General features: G+C 37.3%; 15 protein-coding genes. 13 read left to right on the forward strand and 2 right to left on the reverse strand.

Annotation, left to right across the window (positions count from 1 at the left end):
- The first annotated feature begins 32 nt into the window (after nt 1–32).
- The 7 genes from lepA (at nt 33) to ND2E_RS19305 (ending at nt 6,517) form a co-directional block, all read left to right on the forward strand.
- Nucleotides 33–1,823, forward strand: a complete 1,791-nt coding sequence (lepA, locus tag ND2E_RS19335; RefSeq protein WP_033092129.1) for a translation elongation factor 4 — start codon at nt 33–35, stop codon at nt 1,821–1,823.
- A gap of 108 nt (nt 1,824–1,931) precedes the next feature.
- Nucleotides 1,932–2,864 (forward strand): signal peptidase I, encoded by a 933-nt coding sequence (lepB, locus tag ND2E_RS19330; RefSeq protein WP_033092130.1) that lies wholly within the window; start codon nt 1,932–1,934, stop codon nt 2,862–2,864.
- 44 nt (nt 2,865–2,908) lie between these two features.
- A complete protein-coding gene (gene rnc, locus ND2E_RS19325) occupies nt 2,909–3,691 on the forward strand; it encodes a ribonuclease III (protein WP_033092228.1) in 783 nt (260 codons plus the stop codon).
- A 3-nt stretch (nt 3,692–3,694) separates the two neighbouring features.
- Nucleotides 3,695–4,612 carry a GTPase Era gene (gene era, locus ND2E_RS19320; protein WP_033092131.1) on the forward strand — a complete coding sequence of 306 codons (918 nt, stop codon included), beginning with the start codon at nt 3,695–3,697 and terminating at the stop codon, nt 4,610–4,612.
- A gap of 14 nt (nt 4,613–4,626) precedes the next feature.
- Entirely contained in the window at nt 4,627–5,331 is a 705-nt protein-coding gene (gene recO / locus ND2E_RS19315; RefSeq protein WP_033092132.1) for a DNA repair protein RecO, read from the forward strand.
- Nucleotides 5,332–5,388: 57 nt separating this feature from the next.
- Nucleotides 5,389–6,120, forward strand: coding sequence for a pyridoxine 5'-phosphate synthase (gene pdxJ / locus ND2E_RS19310; RefSeq protein WP_033092133.1), 732 nt, complete (start codon nt 5,389–5,391; stop codon nt 6,118–6,120).
- 151 nt (nt 6,121–6,271) lie between these two features.
- Nucleotides 6,272–6,517, forward strand: a complete 246-nt coding sequence (locus ND2E_RS19305; protein WP_052056188.1) for a hypothetical protein — start codon at nt 6,272–6,274, stop codon at nt 6,515–6,517.
- 76 nt (nt 6,518–6,593) lie between these two features.
- Here ND2E_RS19305 and barA read toward each other — a convergent pair whose 3' ends face one another.
- On the reverse strand, nt 6,594–9,458 hold the full coding sequence (gene barA / locus ND2E_RS19300; protein ID WP_033092135.1) for a two-component sensor histidine kinase BarA: 2,865 nt from the start codon (nt 9,456–9,458) through the stop codon (nt 6,594–6,596).
- 187 nt (nt 9,459–9,645) lie between these two features.
- Here barA and rlmD point away from each other — a divergent pair, with 187 nt between their 5' ends.
- The 5 genes from rlmD (at nt 9,646) to ND2E_RS19275 (ending at nt 15,297) form a co-directional block, all read left to right on the forward strand.
- Nucleotides 9,646–11,046 carry a 23S rRNA (uracil(1939)-C(5))-methyltransferase RlmD gene (gene rlmD / locus ND2E_RS19295; protein ID WP_033092136.1) on the forward strand — a complete coding sequence of 467 codons (1,401 nt, stop codon included), beginning with the start codon at nt 9,646–9,648 and terminating at the stop codon, nt 11,044–11,046.
- A 67-nt stretch (nt 11,047–11,113) separates the two neighbouring features.
- A complete protein-coding gene (gene relA, locus ND2E_RS19290) occupies nt 11,114–13,327 on the forward strand; it encodes a GTP diphosphokinase (RefSeq protein ID WP_033092137.1) in 2,214 nt (737 codons plus the stop codon).
- Between the two features lie 89 nt (nt 13,328–13,416).
- Entirely contained in the window at nt 13,417–14,247 is an 831-nt protein-coding gene (gene mazG, locus ND2E_RS19285; protein ID WP_033092138.1) for a nucleoside triphosphate pyrophosphohydrolase, read from the forward strand.
- Between the two features lie 25 nt (nt 14,248–14,272).
- A complete protein-coding gene (locus ND2E_RS19280) occupies nt 14,273–14,845 on the forward strand; it encodes an RNA methyltransferase (RefSeq protein ID WP_033092139.1) in 573 nt (190 codons plus the stop codon).
- Between the two features lie 59 nt (nt 14,846–14,904).
- Nucleotides 14,905–15,297 carry a YbaN family protein gene (locus tag ND2E_RS19275; protein ID WP_033092140.1) on the forward strand — a complete coding sequence of 131 codons (393 nt, stop codon included), beginning with the start codon at nt 14,905–14,907 and terminating at the stop codon, nt 15,295–15,297.
- Between the two features lie 101 nt (nt 15,298–15,398).
- Here the strand turns inward: ND2E_RS19275 and ND2E_RS19270 are convergent, their stop codons facing one another.
- A complete protein-coding gene (locus ND2E_RS19270; RefSeq protein ID WP_033092141.1) occupies nt 15,399–15,995 on the reverse strand; it encodes a DUF4202 domain-containing protein in 597 nt (198 codons plus the stop codon).
- A gap of 522 nt (nt 15,996–16,517) precedes the next feature.
- Between ND2E_RS19270 and ND2E_RS19265 the strand changes: the two genes are divergently transcribed.
- Nucleotides 16,518–18,146: a CTP synthase gene (locus tag ND2E_RS19265; RefSeq protein WP_033092142.1), complete on the forward strand. Its 1,629-nt coding sequence runs from the start codon at nt 16,518–16,520 to the stop codon at nt 18,144–18,146.
- The last annotated feature ends 4 nt before the right edge of the window (nt 18,147–18,150 follow it).

Here is an 18,150-nt window from a genome sequence, read left to right on the forward strand (position 1 = left end):
TTATTTTAACGCCTTTTATTTGACTGCATTTTATGAAAAATATTCGAAACTTCTCAATTATTGCCCACATCGATCATGGCAAATCAACACTTTCTGATCGTCTAATTCAGCATTGTGGTGGCTTACAAGCACGTGAAATGGAAGCACAAGTACTTGATTCAATGGACATTGAACGAGAGCGCGGCATAACAATTAAAGCGCAAAGTGTTACTTTGGATTATAAAGCTGAAGACGGTGAAACCTACCAGTTGAACTTCATTGATACGCCAGGTCACGTAGATTTCTCTTATGAAGTTTCACGTTCATTAGCTTCATGTGAAGGTGCATTACTAGTTGTTGATGCAGGGCAGGGGGTTGAAGCACAAACCGTTGCTAATTGTTATACCGCTATTGAAATGGATTTAGAGGTTCTTCCTATCCTAAATAAAATTGATTTACCACAAGCTGATCCTGAGCGAGTGAGTGAAGAAATTGAACACATCATAGGAATCGATGCTACTGAAGCTGTAACTTGTTCAGCTAAAACAGGTATTGGCATTGATGATGTATTGGAGACAATTGTAAAAAATATCCCTTCACCAGAAGGTGAACGAGATGCGCCACTACAAGCCCTAATTGTTGACTCTTGGTTTGATAATTACCAAGGTGTTGTTTCATTAATACGTGTCATGAATGGTGAAATTAAGAAAGGCGATAAAATGTTGGTGATGTCTACAGGACAAGTTCACCAAGTTGATAAAGTGGGTATATTTACACCTAAGCAAACTGACACAGGTATTTTAAAAACCGGTGAGGTAGGCTTTGTTATTGCAGGTATCAAAGAAATTCATGGTGCGCCTGTTGGGGATACGATTACCATTTCAAAAAAAGAAGCCGCTGAACCTTTAGCTGGCTTTGCCAAAGCACAACCACAAGTTTATGCGGGTATATTCCCTATAAGTTCTGACGATTATGAAAACTTCCGTGATGCACTTAATAAACTGAGCTTAAATGATGCATCATTGTTTTTTGAACCAGAGAATTCATCAGCATTAGGGTTTGGTTTTCGTATTGGTTTCCTAGGCATGTTGCATATGGAAATTATCCAAGAGCGTTTATCACGTGAATATGATTTGGATTTAATTACCACTGCGCCAACGGTAAATTATGAAATAGCCTGTACCAATGGTGAGGTTATCTCGATAGATAACCCGTCAGACATGCCTGCTATAAATAATATTGAAGAAATTCGTGAGCCAATTGTGCAAGCTAATATTTTAGTGCCACAAGAGTATTTAGGTAGTGTTATTACGCTTTGTATTGAAAAACGTGGAGTACAAAAAGACTTGATTTACCATGGAAATCAAGTTGCTGTTACCTATGAGTTACCTATGGCTGAAGTGGTAATGGATTTCTTTGATAAGTTAAAGTCAACAAGTCGAGGTTATGCTTCTCTTGATTATCACTTTATCCGTTTTGAAGCAGCAGATATGGTGCGAGCTGATGTAATGATTAACGGAGATAGAGTTGACGCGTTGGCAATGATTACCCATAGAAGTAACTCTGTTTCGCGTGGTCGTATGTTAGTCGAAAAGCTTAAAGAGCTTATCCATCGTCAAATGTTTGATATTGCTATTCAAGCTGCTATTGGCAATAACGTTATTGCACGTACTACGGTAAAACAATTACGTAAAAACGTTACTGCTAAGTGTTATGGAGGGGATATTAGCCGTAAGAAGAAACTTTTGCAGAAGCAGAAGGAGGGTAAAAAGCGTATGAAACAGGTAGGTAATGTTGAAGTACCACAAGAAGCGTTTTTAGCGGTTCTCAAACTTGATAGTTAGTTTTAAGCTTTTAAGTTAATTTATAAAGTAGCGACGGCCGTTTAATGCTTGTCGCTAAAATCTCTCTAATAGGATTTAGCCTAATAGGATTTTTAATATAGGAAGTGTATGGCTGTTTATTTTTCCATTATTTTAGTGATAATTACTGTATTGACAGGGATCGTTTGGTTTGCTGATAAGTTTTATTTGGCACCACAGCGTAGATTGAAAGCGAATGCTGCGCAAAAGTCAGCAAAAGAGTCGTGTGAAGCTGAATTGACACCACAAGCACTCGCAACATTAACTGAGCCATCACCGTTAGTTGATACGGCGGTGCAAATTTTTCCGGTAATTGCTTTTGTTTTAATTTTACGTTCCTTTATATACGAGCCATTTCAAATACCATCAGGCTCTATGATGCCGACATTACTCGATGGTGACTTTATTCTAGTGAATAAATTTAATTATGGCTTAAAAGACCCTGTGGTAAGACATAAATTCATTGAAAATGGTTTACCTGAACATGGTGATGTTGTGGTTTTCAAGTATCCACAAGATCCAAATGTTGATTTTATCAAGCGAGTAATTGGCTTACCGGGTGACCGAATTATATACCGAAATAAATCGCTTTATATTAAACGAGCTTGCCAAGAATCTGATAGTCAATGTCCTGATTTTGAGCAAATACAACAAAATCTTGTTGGGCCGTATCTTGGGCCAGATGCTGAAGAAGGTATGAATGAATTTGAATCTAAAATGTTGAATAAAAGTCACCAAGTATTAAATGATAGTCAAACCTTGCCTAGAGTTTCTCATTATTTTCCGCAAGCAGGTACTGCTGTGGATGAATTCTTGGTGCCAGCAAAGCACTATTTTGTTATGGGTGATAATAGAGATAACTCTTTAGATGGACGTTTTTGGGGCTTTGTTCCTGAAGAAAACCTCGTAGGCGAAGCTGTTGCAATTTGGATGAGTTTTGACTTCGATAGAAGCGAAGATAGTATTTTACCTCAATGGTTGCCAACAGGTGTACGTTTTGAACGCATTGGCGCAATTATTTAACATGGCTGCTTTTTTTATATGGCATAAAGAGTTATATCGTGAAAATTAACCCTCACAATCTTGCTAGATTAACCAAAAAGCTTGGTTATGAATTTAATGAACCCTTATTATTGGTACAAGCACTAACTCATAGAAGTGCTAAGGGGGCCCATAATGAAAGGCTTGAGTTTTTAGGGGACTCTATTTTAGGCTTTGTAATCGCAGAGGCACTTTATGATAAGTTCCCAAAGCATGACGAAGGTGACCTTACCCGTATGCGTTCTAGCTTAGTTAAAGGAGTAACATTAGCTGAAGTCGCACGAGACTTTAACTTGGGTGAGTGCTTAATTTTAGGGCCTGGAGAATTGAAAAGTGGTGGTCATCATCGTGAATCAATATTAGAAGATGCAATTGAAGCAATCATTGGTGCTGTATACCTAGATTCAAATATAGAGTGCTGTAAAGCACTTATCCTGAATTGGTTTGAAAGACGTTTGACTGTTATTAAACCTGGTAATGAACAAAAAGATCCTAAAACTCGTTTACAAGAATACTTGCAAGGAAGAAAGATCCCTCTTCCTACGTATGAAGTCATTGATACAACAGGGCAATCACATAACCAAGAGTTTACCGTTCGTTGTCAAACGTCAGTGACTAATGAAGTAGTTATTGCTAAAGGTACAAGTCGGCGAAAAGCAGAGCAAGAAGCTGCGCAGCAGATCCTTGTGCTGATTGAAAAAGAAAAAGAGGCAAAAATAAAGCCATCAAAACAAGCTAAACTAACAAATACCCGACATACTAAAAGTAACCCAAGCAGTTCCAGCAAAAAAAGCAGCACGAGAAAATAAATTATGCACAACGATACTTCAGATACCTATGCAGGCTTAATTGCTATTGTCGGACGTCCCAATGTTGGTAAATCAACGTTATTAAATGCCTTATTAGGGCAAAAAATTAGTATAACCTCTAAAAAACCGCAGACAACTCGTCATCGTATTCTAGGGATTTTAACTGAAGAAAATAGACAAGCAGTACTGGTAGATACTCCTGGTTTACATACCGAAGAAAAACGTGCGATAAATAGGTTAATGAACCGCGCCGCAAGTAGCTCAATTGCAGAGGTTGAGTTAATTGTCTTTTTGGTTGAGGGAACACTTTGGACAAAAGATGATGAATTGGTATTATCTAAAGTAAAACAAAGTGGTGCACCGTGTATTTTAGTCGTTAATAAAACAGATAATATTTCAGATAAAGATGAGTTACTACCTCATCTACAGAAGTTAGGTGCAATGCATGAATTCCGAGAAATTGTGCCTATTTCTGCAAGTAAAGGCCATGGTGTTGATACCATTAGCCAATTATGTTTAAACTCATTACCTGAGAGCGGTTTTTGGTTCGATGAAGATCAAATTACCGATCGCTCTAGCCGATTTATGGCATCTGAAATTATTCGTGAAAAACTCATCCGCTTTACTGGTGATGAATTGCCTTATTCTATCACGGTAGAAATAGAGCAGTTTAAGATGGATGATAAAGGGATTATCCATATTAATGCTTTAGTACTTGTTGAGCGAGATAGCCAAAAACGCATGGTAATTGGTAATAGAGGTGAGCGCCTGAAAACTATTGGTCAAGAAGCTAGACGAGATATGGAAAACTTATTTGAAAGTAAAGTTTTTCTTGAAACTTGGGTTAAGGTTAAATCTGGTTGGGCTGATGATGAGCGCGCATTGCGTAGTTTAGGTTATGGTGATGAATATTCGGGCTAATTGAGGGCCGGTATATGATTGAACAGAATGCCTTTGTTTTACATAGTCGCCCTTACCGTGAAAACCAGCAATTAGTCGATTTACTAACAGAGCAAGATGGTAAAGTGACAGCCCTTGTCTATGTGGGCCAATCGAAGCGCTCGATAAAAAAAGGTTTAATCCAACCTTTTTTACCGCTGAGATTAACACTGAAAGGACAAGGGAAGTTTAAACAAATAACCCAAGTTGATTCCATCGGTAAATCCTTTTCGTTGATTAAGCACAGTTTATTTAGTTCTTTTTACATCAATGAACTGTTAATTCGTTTGTTAACTGAGCAAATGACTTGTCAGCAATTATTCTCTCAATACCAAGAAACCTTGACTGCTTTAGCAAAAGGCGAAGAAATTGCCCCACAGTTACGCTTATTTGAACTAGCGCTGCTTGAAGAATTAGGATTGTCGTTTGACTTTACTCCTGTATTTGAGCACGATGTTAGTCACTTTCATTATATTGCCGAACAAGGCTTTGTACCTGTATATAGTGCTTTTCCTAAAAATAAAGCTCAATGTTTTAATACCGCTCATTTACAAGCAATTTCTCAGCGGGAATCTTTATACAAGAATAGTACTATAGAGGGTGTTAGTTATACATTTAAGCTGCTGATGCGACAGGTAATTAATCAGTTACTAGGTAATCAGCCATTAAATAGTCGTAAACTTTTTAATAAGAAAAACTAAAGTTATCACTATTGAAATCGACAGTAAGTATCAAAATAATTAAAAAGAGATCAAAAAATGACAGATTTATTATTAGGTGTAAACGTTGACCATATTGCCACGTTAAGACAAGCTCGCGGGACCAATTACCCAGATCCTGTTTATGCAGCAAGCGTCGCTGAACATGCAGGTGCAGATGGCATTACTGTTCATTTACGTGAAGATAGACGCCATATTCAAGATAGAGATATTCACGTGTTGAAACAAACATTGCATACACGTATGAATTTTGAAATGGCCGTAACTGATGAAATGGTTGCGATCGCTTGTGATGTAAAACCTGTGTTTTGTTGTTTAGTGCCAGAGAAACGTGAAGAGCTAACTACAGAAGGCGGCTTAGATGTGGTAGGGCAATTAGACAAAGTAACTAAAGCAACTGAACAACTAACAGCAGCAGGTATTGCAGTGAGTCTATTTATTGATGCTGATAAAGAGCAAATTGATGCAGCTTTTGCTAGTAAGGCGCCTTATATAGAGATACATACAGGGCACTATGCAGATTTAGCATCGGAAGAAGAACAACAAATAGAGCTTGAACGATTGACTGTAGGTATTAAATATGCACATAGCTTAGGTCTAAAAGTTAATGCTGGCCATGGTTTGAATTACTTTAACGTAAAACCAATTGCAGCTATTGAAGAAATAATCGAATTGAATATTGGCCATGCCATAATCGCACGTGCAGCTATTGATGGATTAGATAAAGCGGTTCGAGATATGAAACAGCTAATGTTAGAAGCAAGAATTTAGAGTTGATAATACGTAAAGCTCATTAAGCAAAATTAAAATTCACTTATTGTACCTTTGTTGAAATTATAGTCTACACTTTATGAATTATGGTCTACACTTTGAGTGATACGCTGTAAAAAGGAATCAGCAAACGAACTAGTGAGGATTAATCATGCAGACAGATAGGAAGCCAATGCTCGAGCGAAGAAAGGAGTCTCCTGAGCAGTCCGTCTGGTGGAATAAATTATCTTTGGCACAAAAATTTTCTGCAAGTAGTCTGGGAAAATTTGGATATGAGCTGAGTTTCGTACGTAATGATGATGGTCATAGCTTAGCTGTTTTGCAATGCAGTGGTGGCCTTGCCGTAATTTCAGAGGATGGTGATATTGATACTTCACCAATTATCTCTATCCGCTAGTGAATCCCCTATTAACTAATAATTAATCTACACCTCAAAATTTGCACCTCAAGTAAAGGTTATATTGTCGAGCCAGTTATTTTTCTCTTTCGGATAAAGGACTATGTGAATTTATTGTTTTTAGTGTTTCAGGCACTGCAAATAAGACCTGCTCTATATGTTCGAAAAACTCTAAAAATTCAGGTTCAAGTTCTTCAGTGCTCAAACCCATTTTTAACTGTGTTTCTAATTGAGTGGTAATTTTAGCTAAATTTGGGGTTCCAGTATAACAACAGGCACCATTTAGTTTATGGATTAGACGTTTAATTTGAGCGACATCTTGCATATTAATTGCTTCTCGAATACTCAGTTGAGTTTCAGGAAGACTTTCCACTAAGCCTAAAAACATTTCTTTTGCTAATTCAGCTTTATTAGCACTTCGTTTAAGCGCTAAAGGCCAATCTATTATTTTTGTGGATGCTTCGAGCTGGCCGATTACATCCGTTGGGTTTCTAGGTGCAGTTGTACTAACTAGCTGCTCGAAGTCACAATACTCATAAATAATATGACGCAACATTGTTTCATCTATTGGCTTTGTCATATAAGCATTAAAACCTTGTTGGTGCATCTTTTCCTTTTCACCACTTAATGCGTGTGCTGTGACGGCTATGATAGGAGTGTTACTATTGTTGGATAATTTCTTTATTTCTTTTAAAGCGCTAATACCATCCATAACTGGCATTTGAATATCCATAAAAATTAAAGAAAAAGTTTCTGTTTTACAAAATTCTATGGCAGACATGCCATTGTCAGCCTCAATAACTTCAGCTACCTGTTCTAATAGTAGAGCCTTTATTAACTTTAAGTTTGCCTCATTGTCATCAACGGCCAATACTTTGATAGGCAATACCTTTCCCATAGGTGAATTTAAAGTGAGCTTTTCTGCCTTGCTTTTGATCTCAGGTTGTAAAACTTTGCTTAAGGTTATTGGTGATAGAGGTTTACTCATACAGCTTACGGCACCACTGGCAATCAATGCCTCGTGCAAGCTAGGTGAAGTATTATTTAAAGCCAAGTGTATTTGGCTGGAGAACGGCTGTAATTGGGCAATAGTTTTCTTTAACTCACTTAGCGCTGTAGACGTTTGATTGTGACCAATGAGTACATAATCAAAGCCTCTTTGTGTTTGACTACTATGTGAAAGTACTTGTGATAATTCGTGCCTATTTACTACGGTGGTAACACGCATTTTCCAATGCTTTAACAAGTCCTTGGTTGATTCTCTACTATGATCATTTTCTTCAAAATAGAGCACAGTTTTATTTACTAAGTGCTGGTTATTTAATTCCAACATTAACGGCATAGCGTTAATTTCACATTGGAAAGTAAACCAAAAACTTGAACCATGATTTTTTTCACTGCTAAAACCTATATCACCATTCATCTCTTGCGCAAGTCGTTGACAAATTACCAGTCCCAATCCAGTACCGCCATATAGTCGAGTGATACTTTGATCTGCTTGGGTAAAAGCATCAAAAATAGTTCGTTGCTGACTGGAGGTCATACCAATACCCGTATCGGTAACAATTACTTTTAGTTTGATATTATTTGGGTTTACAACTTCACTGACTATATCAATGGAGACAGAGCCTTGTGGAGTAAACTTTATTGCATTACTGACTAAATTAGTGATGATTTGCTTTATTCTCATGGTGTCACCAACGAGAGAATCAGGTAATGTCTGTGGAATATTTATCGATAATTCAATATTTTTCTTATGTGCTGATGGGGCCAACAAGGTGAGGGTTTCATCAACAGATTCTCTTAATGAGAAAGGAATGTTTTCGGTGACCATTTTACCAGCATCGAGCTTGGAAAAATCGAGAATATCATTAATGATAGTTAATAGGTTATTTGCAGAACGATCAATTGTTTGTAAATAATCACGTTGGTTCTCTGAGAGTGGTGTTTTTAATACTTGACGGGTAAAACCTATTACACCATTGAGTGGCGTGCGTAATTCATGACTCATGTTAGCTAGAAACTCTGATTTCACTCTATTAGCTTCTTGCGCTTTTCGTTTAGAAATACTTAACTCTACATTTTGAATTTCAAATTGCTCTAAGCTTTCCCGTAAGTCTATTGTGGCTTGGTCTATGCTGGCTTGCATTTCGTTTTGGTAGCTGTCAAGCGACTGTGCCATGGCATTAATACCATTCTTTAAGAAATTGAGCTCCCCAATGAGTTGACCACTTACTCTGCTTTCTAACTTTCCTTCTCGAATTCGCTCAATTGCTAGCACCATTGAGTTTATGGGCTTCGTCACTTTTTTGATGAGTCTGATTGCTAAAATAGCACTAAGTAAAGAACCAAGTAACGCAAAAGCAAAGGCAACTATAAATTGGCTTTGTTGTTGGAAATTGAGTTGGCTTTTGTCTATTTGCATAGCAATATAGCCAATAATGACTGGTTTGGAATTACTGCTCGAATAATTAAATTGTGAATTTGCTATTGTTTTTGTTTTTGGCTTAGTTTGACGGTTATAGTTTTCATCAATAATAGGGGCCCTAAAAATCATATAATCAGGTAATGTTTGAATATAGGTATGACTTGGAAGTTCTTCACCTGCCTTAATTCGCATTAGGTTGGTGTCACCGTGATAAGCACTCGTGACGAAAACTTGATTATCTTCAGTAAATATAACAATGCTTTTTACAATGTTAGATTGATTGCGGTGAGTAAAGCTTATTAGTTGGCGAAGTTTATCTCTATTTTTGTTTAATAAAGGATCTTTACTCGCGATTGCGATCGGCTCAATAATGCTTTGAGCACGCTGTTCAAGAAAGTCATTAAGCTCCATTGAACGGCTATAAGAAAAATAACTAGCTAAACCAAAACCTATTAAGGTCGTTGGTATGATAGTGAGTATGATAACCCAGTCTTTCAGGCTTATTTTATGCATTTTTTTGTTGAACTTTTTTGATAAATTTAGGGTAAAATACCCACTGAAAAAATTAGCTATCTAAATGATTATCCAACTTAACATAAATAATCTCATAAGCTGCTATAAAATTATAGTACAGATGGCTAAGTTACTTCAAAATAAGCATTAATTAGTTAATTTTATAAGCAAAATCTCTAGGGTAAAAATGGCAAAATATTTTAAAGCGGCAGTAAAACCTAAAAGGTCTAATCAACGTTTAACCGTAACAGTTGATAAACTTGACATGAATGGGGTTGGAGTTGCTCGTTGGCAAAATAAGCCCATCTTTATTGCTGGAGGCTTGCCCACTGAAGTTGTTGAGGTAAAAGTTGTTGAGCAAAAAAGCAAATATACTCGTGCAAAACTGATCTCGATTACTAAGCAAAGTGAAAGTAGAGTGGACCCCTTGTGTCAGCACTTTGGTCTTTGTGGCGGTTGTGATTTACAAATGCTTGATTTAGAGGAACAACTAAAGTTTAAACAACAAAAGGTCACTGACCTTTTCTCTCGAAGTTTCAGTGCTCAAAAGCTTACTGATAAAATGACGGCTGAGTTGCCTTGGGAGAAAACGATAAAAAGCTCTCCTTGGCATTATCGTCGTAAAGCTCGCATAGGCGTGCAATTTGATAAAAATTCTCACGCTATTATAGGCTTTAGACAAAAATCAACCAACCAACTGGCATCAATCAAGGAATGCCCTGTGTTGGTTGAACCGCTAAATGCTATTTTCCCTTTGCTAAAGAAGTTAGTAGCGCTGCTCACCGTCAAATCTGCTATTGGTCATATAGAAGTCATTCAATCGGATGTTATTGAAACAAATGCGCAAGAGAGATGTCAAAGTAATAATCAAGCTGTGATTGTTGTCCGTCAACTAAAGCCTATGAATGAAACAGATATTGGGCTTTGGCAGGCTTACGCTCAGCGACATGGTTGGCATGTTCTTATTGATGATGGGAAAGAGCAGTTACCACTACCTAAAGAAGCCGGTTCTTTTATACTGTCATATGAGTTATCTGATGCCAGTAAGGTTTACTTTTCAAGTAGTGACTTTATTCAAATTAACCATCAGGTTAATAATGCCATGATAAATCAAGCCTTGGTTTGGTTAAATATCTCAGCTACTGATAAAGTTTTGGACTTGTTTTGTGGTCTAGGAAACTTTAGTTTAGCGCTAGCAAAACATGCTGAAGGTGTTATCGGAGTTGAAGGTGTTCAAGGCATGGTCGATAAAGCCACTCAAAACGCCCTTATTAATGGTGTTGATAATTGTCAGTTTTATCAGGCTGATTTAAATAGTGATTGGCTATTTGAATCTTGGGCGAAAGATCATAAATTTGATAAGGTTTTACTGGATCCTGCCAGAGCAGGTGCTGAGCAAGCTGTGCTGCAAATAGCAGCACTAGAAATACCTAGTGTTTTGTATGTCAGTTGTGATCCTGCAACCTTAGCAAGAGATAGTGCAATACTTATTTCCCAAGGCTATAAGGTTGAGAAAATATCGCTTATGGATATGTTTTCTCAAACAAAGCATGTTGAGACTATGGTATTGTTTACTCATACTAATTAGCATTCAATAGTAGAAAGTTAATAAAGCTTTAATGTAAAACTAACCAATCAAAGATAAAGGAATACCCATGGTTTCCGTGCGTAAATCACATCAAATAACAGTGCAAAGTTTTGAACAATGGCTAATTGATCTCGCGTTAACTGATGTAAAAAACAGTGCGTTGTCAACGCTATGGCTACAGGTATCAAACTGTTATCAGCCAGAAAATGCAGAGAAGCAGCAATTGCTCAACAAAAGCATGGAAATGGTTGAAATTTTAAGTGGTCTTAATCTTGATGCTGACTCATTAGTTGCGGCTTTTATCTCACCATTATTAGCAAATAATATTATTTCAATAGAATTTGTTAAAGAGCACTTTTCAAAAGATATCCTCATGCTCTGTCAGGGGGTTGAGCAGATGGCCGCAATTAAAGCATTACGCCAACAAAGTAATCAATCTAATGAACAGGCACCCCAAAATATAGATAATATTCGCCGAATGTTACTGGCAATGGTTGATGATGTTCGGGCGGTAGTGATTAAATTAGCTGAGCGCCTGTGTGATTTACGTGAAAAGAAAAATAGCGACGAAGAAACTCGCGTACTAGCAGCGAAAGAGAGTGCGAATATTTATGCGCCTTTGGCAAACCGATTAGGAATAGGTCAATTAAAGTGGGAATTAGAAGATATTTCTTTTCGGTACCTTCATCCGCAAGTTTATAAAAAAATTGCCAAGCTTTTGGATGAAACCCGCCTAGAGCGAGAGCAATATATGACTAGCTTTGTTGGTCACTTAAACGATGAATTGACTGCTTTATCTATTCAAGGTGAGGTATATGGACGTCCTAAACACATTTATAGCATTTGGAAGAAAATGCAACAAAAATCGCTTGATTTTGAGCAGCTCTTTGATGTCCGAGCTGTGCGTGTTGTGGTTGAAAAAGTTCAAGATTGTTATTCGGCTTTAGGCATTGTTCATACTGAGTGGCAGCATATTGCCAAAGAGTTTTCTGATTATGTTGCCACGCCCAAAGCAAATGGTTATCAATCAATACATACGGTTGTTTTAGGGCCGGAAGGTAAGTCGGTTGAAGTACAGATTAGAACCAAGCAAATGGATGATGATGCAGAGCTTGGTGTTGCAGCACATTGGCGTTATAAGGAAGGTAATGCTAGCGGAAAAAGCAATAGCTTTGATGATAAAGTTGGCTGGTTAAGAAAAATTTTGCAATGGCAAGATGACGTGGCTGAAAGTGGCGAATTACTTGATGAATTACGAAGCCAGGTATTTGAAGATCGTATTTATGTATTTACCCCTGGCGGCGATGTTATCGATTTACCTATGGGGGCCACTCCGTTAGATTTTGCTTACTATATACATTCTAACGTAGGCCATTGCTGTATTGGAGCAAAAATATTTGGAAAAATAGTACCTTTTACTCATCAATTGCAAACGGGTGATCAAGTAGAAATATTGACGAGTAAACAACCTAATCCGAGTAGAGACTGGCTAAACCCAAATTTAAATTATATTTATTCTTCACGTGCCCGTGCAAAAGTTCAGCATTTTTTTAAATTACTAGATAGGGATAAATATATAGCCCTTGGTAAAGAGTTATTTGATAACGAAATAGCGAAACATGATATTGCATCCATAGACTTATTAGCAGCAGCAAAGCGCTTTAATATGAAAACTGTCGATGATCTTTATGCGGCATTAGGCAGTGGTAACGCAAGGTTACAACAGGTTATCAATCACTTTACCCTGCTTGATAGTAAATTAAAGCCTAAACCTGAAATAGACCCGCAAAGTTTAGTTAAGCAAACGACAACCAGTAAATCTTTAACGCAAGATGATAATGGAATTACTGTTTCAGGCGTTGGTAATTTACTTACTCATATGGCTAAGTGCTGTCAACCCGTTCCTGGTGATACTATTTCAGGTTTTATTACCCAAGGACGCGGAATTTCTGTGCATCGTCAAGATTGTGAGCAATTAGCTAATGCACTTAATTTACAGCCTGAACGGTTAGTTGAAGTGCAATGGGGTAGCGAAAGTAAGGTAGGTTATCAAGCTTCAGCTCAAATAATTGGTAGTGATAGACAAGGTTTATTACGGGATATTTCGACCATCATTGCTAATGAAAGAGTCAGTATTGTCGGTATGGATAGTCATACAGATAAAGTTAAGCAGACCATGAGTATGAACTTAAAATTAGAAGTTGAAAGCAGTGAGTTATTAACGCGAGTGTTGGATAAGTTACGGCAATTAGATGATGTTACGCAAGTTAGGCGACTCTAGTTTTTTCGCTGATGACTGCTTAGAGCACTTTTAAATTCAGTTGGCTGTGCTAAGAATTAAAATATTATAAATTGAAGAAGTAAAATAAAATGTTAAATGAACAAGCCTCAATAGAAAAATTGCGTTGGATTATGACGCAATTACGCGATCCTGTAACGGGATGTCCTTGGGATATTAAGCAGGACTTTACTTCTATAACAAGTCATACGCTAGAGGAGGCATATGAAGTTGTTGATGCAATCGAACAGGGAGATTTTATCGAGCTAGAAAAAGAACTTGGAGATTTACTTTTTCAAGTGATTTTTTATAGCCAATTAGGTAAAGAGCAACAGTATTTTGACTTAGACTCAGTCATAGCAGCGATTTGTGAAAAACTAATTCGACGTCATCCTCATGTATTTGCTCAAGCAAGTTTGCAAACAGATGAAGAAATTAAAAGCAATTGGGAAAATGAAAAGACACTAGAACGAGAACAAAAAAATCAACAGCAAAACGGTAGTAATACGCTGCTCGAGCCTTTGAGTATATTAGCGGATATTCCAAAAAACTTACCAGCTTTGTCACAAGCCGCAAAAATTCAAAAGCGATGTTCTCATGTGGGATTTGATTGGGATAATATTCCAGATGTTTTTGCAAAAATTGAAGAAGAAGTACAAGAAGTTAAAGATGAGTTAACAGCTGATACGATTGATAAAGAAGCATTAGCGGAAGAATTAGGCGACTTAATGTTCGCAGTAGTTAATTTATGTCGTCATTCCAAAGAAGACCCTGAAACATTGCTCCGTAAAGCAAACAAAAAATTTACCAAACGTTTTGTTGGTGTGGAAGAGCAAGTGAACCAATCGGGTAAAAGCTTTACTGATCATGATCTTGCTGAGCTAGAAAGTTATTGGCAACAGGTTAAAAGCCAAGAAAAATAAGCTAGAAGAACTCCTTGAGATACTTATGACTATAAAAGAAGAAGACAACAAACAGCACGTCACTATTGCCTTGACTAACCCCAAGAGCCCAACCAATGTAGGCGCAGTAATGCGCGCAGCAGGCTGTTATCAAGCAGATCAAGTGCTCTATACTGGCAGGCGTTATGAGCAAGCAGCTAAATATAATAAAGATACGCTAAAAACGGATACTAACAATGTGCAAGGGAAGATTCCTTTATTAGCCATTGATGACTTTATAAGTATTAAAGGAACACTGGAAAATATCCCATCTAAGACTAAAATTATATGTGTAGATTTAGTCGAAGGTGCAACGCCACTCCCTCACTTTATCCATCCACAAAATGCGGTATACATATTTGGTCCAGAAGATGGAACTATAAAGCAACAGGTTATTGATTATGCCGATGATGTTGTTTATATACCAACGGTGGGGTGTATGAACTTGGCGGCTTCAGTCAATGTTTTACTTTATGACCGTTTAGCTAAATCAGTTACTGAACAGGGCAGTTCAAAATCAGCGGACAATGAGTTAATACGTAATAGTCGAGATACTAATAATAAAGCCAGAGTGAAATAGCGTTAACTTGTTTCTTGTGAATAGTGTTTATTATTTACGTCAAAGGGAGTTATGATTTAATGGCCTACCAAATAGCCCAAGTTGGAAATAAAGGTAAAGTGTTAATTTTAAAAATAACGGGAATCTTCTTTGTCGGTTTAGCTATTTTAGGTGTGGTATTACCTATATTACCAACGACGCCATTTTTATTGGTGGCTGCGGCCTGTTTTGCTAAATCGTCACCAAAAATGCAGCGAAAGCTGTTAGCGAATAAAACGTTTGGACCACTCATTCATGATTGGCAAAAATATCGAAGTATTCCTAGAAAAGCTAAACGTATAGCTTTATTAACTATGATTCTTTCAGTATGTTGGTCTGCTTTTATGCTAAAAAGCGCAATGTTAACAGCGCTTGTTGTTGCATTGGTAATAGGTCCGTTTATTTTCGTATGGCGTTTACCTGAAAGTAAGTAATCAATAACTATGTAATCAACTTGTATTGCTGACACTCTAATTGAAGAAGCTAAAAGCCCTACAACAGATACGTCAGCATTTTCAGAGAATTTAGGAAGCTATTAACTTAGTGCTTTGGTTACTATGACAGCTAAATGCTCGGGCAGCGTTAAAGATAGCGCAATATCATGTGCTTGTTCCGACATCTTTTTCCATGTTAATTGTACAATTCGAACAATCTTAGCTTCGTTATCTTGTTCTGTATATTTTGCAGCAAACTCATTAAAGTAATGCATAAGAAAAACTAAACAAGCAACATCTTCTAAGGTTTGGCTATCATTATTAGTGGTTAAGTTTTCCTTTCTAATTATAGCAGCACATTGCTCAGACTCTTTTACTGTATAACCTTGTTCAACCATAATACTTGCTGTTAGCTCAGCATGAAATTTGCCTTGGGCAATTCGCCATTGATAGTAACCGGCTTTCCCTTCAGCAAACTCAGTACGTTTCAACTGCCAGCGTTTAATATGTTGCGCTCTAACTGCAATTTGTAGTAATTCATTTGCATCTGGCCAATACTGCTTTAAACAATCAGTCATTTGTAGACCGTAAACTAGCTCTTTAGCCTGTGTATTACCGTCAACGACAATGCTATTCGGATCTTGGCGATTTATTTCGTCAATGGCGGATAAAGTATTATTCAAATTTTCTATAGTCATTTTAAAATTAATTTTAAGCTTAATTCAGGTAAGTTACCTTATTATACGCAACTACACCTAAAAAGTACCAAAGCAAATTCAGTTAGCGCAATAAATAATAAAAAGAGGCAATTAAAAAGCTGTTATGTCTTGTTATTAGCTGATATTAGAAGCAAAGACTAATGCCATTGTTGTCTTAAAAGCCTCTGACAGGCTAGTAGAGAAACCTCATACACGGCGTGATTATTATAGATAAAGAAAAACCACTCTCTTTAATCAATGCCTTATTTATAAGGCTTTTGATTCTTGTGGCGTATGTGAAAACTTAATTGAATTGGTATTATCTTTTACGTATAATACTTTCCCGTCCTGCTTGTTTGGCAAAACTCCTATTTCAACAACTTATTATTTACGCTAATACAGTATTTAAGTCTCCTTAAATACAAAGCTATTGAGCCATTTATAAAAATAATTTTTGAAGTAAAGTTTATATATATTAACCAATTAAGCACAAAATTCTGCTTTTATGACATCGGTGTAAACATGACAACTAGATATATTTTTGTAACTGGCGGTGTAGTATCGTCTCTTGGTAAAGGCATTGCCGCAGCCTCATTGGCAGCAATTCTTGAAGCACGTGGTTTAAAAGTTACCATGCTTAAACTTGATCCGTATATTAACGTTGATCCAGGTACCATGAGCCCAATACAGCATGGCGAAGTTTTTGTTACTGAAGATGGTGCAGAAACTGATCTTGATCTAGGTCATTATGAACGTTTTATTCGCACCAAAATGACTAAACGTAATAACTTTACTTCAGGTCGAATTTACCAAGATATTTTATCGCGAGAGCGTAAAGGTGAATTTTTAGGTGCAACAATTCAGGTTATTCCTCATATAACTAACGATATTAAACGTCGTGTTATTGAAGGTGCTGAAGGTTATGATATCGCCATGGTTGAAGTTGGTGGAACGGTTGGTGATATGGAGTCACAGCCCTTCTTAGAAGCGATTCGTCAATTGGCTCTAGAAGTAGGTAGAGATCGTGCGATGTTTATGCATTTAACCTTAGTACCATATTTAGCCGCATCAGGTGAAATTAAAACTAAACCGACACAGCATTCAGTAAAAGACTTACGTTCTATCGGAATTCTACCTGATATTTTAGTCTGTCGCTCAGATCGTGCAATCCCTAATGCCGAGCGTGCTAAAATAGCCTTGTTCACTAATGTTGAAGAAAAAGCTGTAGTATCAATGCGTGATGTTGATAGTATTTATAAAATTCCTGCTTTGTTAAAAGCGCAAGGTACAGATGAAATCGTTGTAAAACGTTTTGGTTTAGAGGTGCCTGAAGCAGACTTAACTGAGTGGGAAGAAGTGCTTTATCATGAAGCTAACCCAAAAGGTGAAGTGACCATTGGCATGGTCGGTAAATACATTGAATTACCTGATGCTTATAAATCAGTAAATGAAGCTTTAAAGCATGCGGGTCTCAAAAACCAAGTCACGGTTAATATCAAATATGTTGATTCACAAGACGTTGAAGTCAAAGGTGTTGAAATTTTAGCTGAACTTGACGCAATACTCGTGCCTGGTGGTTTTGGCGAGCGTGGCGTTGAAGGTAAAATTTTAGCTGCACAATATGCCCGTGAAAACAAAGTTCCTTATTTAGGTATCTGCTTAGGTATGCAAGTTGCTTTAATTGAGTTTGCCCGTAATGTTGCCGGTTTATCTGATGCACACAGTACCGAATTTAACGCTGAAACGCCGTACCCAGTGGTTGGTTTGATCAGTGAATGGTTAGACGAAGAAGGCCAAGTTGAATATCGAAATGAGCAATCAGATCTAGGTGGCACTATGCGCTTAGGTTCTCAATTGTGTCACCTTGTGAAAGGTACCAAGGCTTGCGACGTATATGGTAGTGAAACAATTAATGAAAGACACCGTCATCGTTTTGAGGTAAATAATAACTACCGTGAACAATTAAGCAAAGCTGGTTTAGTGTTCTCAGGTTTATCGTCAGATAAAAGTCTAGTGGAGGTGATTGAAATAGCCGATCACCCATGGTTTGTTGCGGGTCAATTCCATCCAGAGTTTAATTCTACTCCACGTGATGGTCACCCATTATTCGAAAGCTTTGTTGCAGCGAGTTTTGAACTGCAGAAAAGCTAACCGA

The organism is Colwellia psychrerythraea, assembly GCF_000764225.1.
In the GTDB taxonomy this organism is placed as follows: Bacteria; Pseudomonadota; Gammaproteobacteria; order Enterobacterales; family Alteromonadaceae; genus Colwellia; species Colwellia psychrerythraea_D.